This is a genomic window from Alcanivorax sp. HI0044 (genome assembly GCF_001634945.1).
Genome location: NZ_LWEZ01001552.1, coordinates 1 through 1,663, shown reverse-complemented (window position 1 = coordinate 1,663; position 1,663 = coordinate 1). Strand labels below are relative to the sequence as shown.

Sequence of the window (1,663 nt, the reverse complement as noted above, 5' to 3'; positions counted from 1 at the left end):
ACCATTTATCCCGGCCAGCGTATCTCGCTGGGCATCAAGACCTCCAGCCCGGCGGTGGCCAGCAAACCGGCAACTACTTCTTCCAAACCGGCCAGCAAACCGGCCGCCTCAAAACCCGCTTCCAAGCCTGCTCCGGCGGCAAAACCTGCCTCTAAACCCGCCACGAAGCCGGCAGTCCCGGTCGGCCCGGTGGAGTGGCGCTGGCCTGCCAGCGGCCAGGTGGTGGAATCGTTTTCCAATGCCAGCCAGGGGCGCAAGGGAATCGCCATTTCCGGGCGCCGGAACAGCCCGGTGGTGGCTGCCGCCCCGGGGCGTGTGGTCTACCGGGGCAGTGGCCTGACAGGCTACGGTAATCTGCTGATTATCAAGCACAGCGAACGCTGGTTAAGTGCCTATGCCCATAATGATAAGATGATGGTCAAGGAAGGGGATTCGGTGAAGGGCGGTCAGCAGGTGGCCACCATGGGCGCCAGTGGCACTTTCCGCACTCAGCTGCATTTTGAAATCCGCAAAGACGGCAAGCCCGTCGACCCCATGGGCTATTTGCCCAAGCGCTGATTCCCCCGCACCGCTTTTCCCAACTGATTAACGGAATACAGATATGCGTCGTGATGATCGCCGTGAACACCGCCTGCTACTGATGGCAGGGTTGGCATCCGTGCTGACGGCGCTGATTTTGATTGCGGCAAAAGCCATTGCCTGGCTGATGACCGGGTCTGTCAGCCTGCTGGCCTCGCTGGTGGATTCGGTGATGGATTCCATTGCTTCGCTAATCAACTTTTTCGCTATTCGCTATTCTCTGGTGCCCGCGGATGAGGAACACCGCTTCGGCCATGGCAAGGCTGAAGCGCTGGCCGGGCTGGGGCAGGCGGTGTTTATTGCCGGCTCTTCGGTGTTTCTGATTCACCAGTCCGTGACCAAGCTGATGGACCCGCAGCCCATCAGTGAGAATGGCGCGGGTGTGGCCGTGATGCTGTTTTCCATTGTGCTGACATTCGGGTTGTTGTTGATCCAGAAGTATGTGGTCCGGGAAACCGGTTCCACCGCTATTGAGGCGGACTCGCTGCATTACCTGTCGGATCTGGCGGTCAATGTGGGGATCATTGTTGTGCTGGTGGTCAGCCAGTTTGGCTATCTGTGGCTGGACGGGGTGGTGGGCCTGGTGATTGCGATCTTTATTCTGTTCAGCGCCTGGCATATTGCCTATGAATCGGCGCAACTGTTGTTGGATCGGGAAATCCCCGGCGAGGTGAGGGAGGTGATTACCGCGATTGTGGCGGATCATCCGCAGGCGCTGGGGTTCCATGATCTGCGTACCCGCCAGTCCGGGCGTACCCAGTTTATCCAGCTGCATGTGGATATGGATCAGAACCTGACCTTACTGCAGGCCCATGACCTGGCCACCCGGATTGAAACGCGTATCCAGGAGGCGTTTCCCATGGCGGATGTGATTATCCACCAGGACCCGGTGGCCGTTGGGCCAAAAGTCACCCTCGACGATCGACCCCCAACCTGACGGTTCCTCCCAAGCCCGCGCCAATGCTGGGCTGTACTGTGCGGTCAAACCGGGCTGTGCAGGTAAACACATTGTTTTCATAGGGGCTTTTCAGTAGCTTCATCACTGACTTGTTTGTGTTGAGGACAGACCATGAAAAGCCCTCGT

Annotated in this window: 2 protein-coding genes; both read left to right on the top strand. The window is 58.6% G+C overall.

Features of this window, described 5'->3' with window-relative positions:
* Positions 1-558, top strand: a 558-nt coding sequence (locus A3730_RS23485) for a peptidoglycan DD-metalloendopeptidase family protein (RefSeq protein WP_082872512.1), incomplete at its 5' end; no start/stop codon positions are given.
* Positions 559-601: 43 nt separating this feature from the next.
* On the top strand, positions 602-1,516 hold the full coding sequence (locus A3730_RS23480) for a cation diffusion facilitator family transporter (RefSeq protein WP_063518500.1): 915 nt from the start codon (positions 602-604) through the stop codon (positions 1,514-1,516).
* Positions 1,517-1,663 lie beyond the last annotated feature (147 nt).

Coding starts and splice junctions, on each gene's coding strand:
- A3730_RS23480 (WP_063518500.1), top strand. CDS start 602: ATGCGTCGTGATGATCGCCGTGAACACCGCCTGCTACTGATGGCAGGG.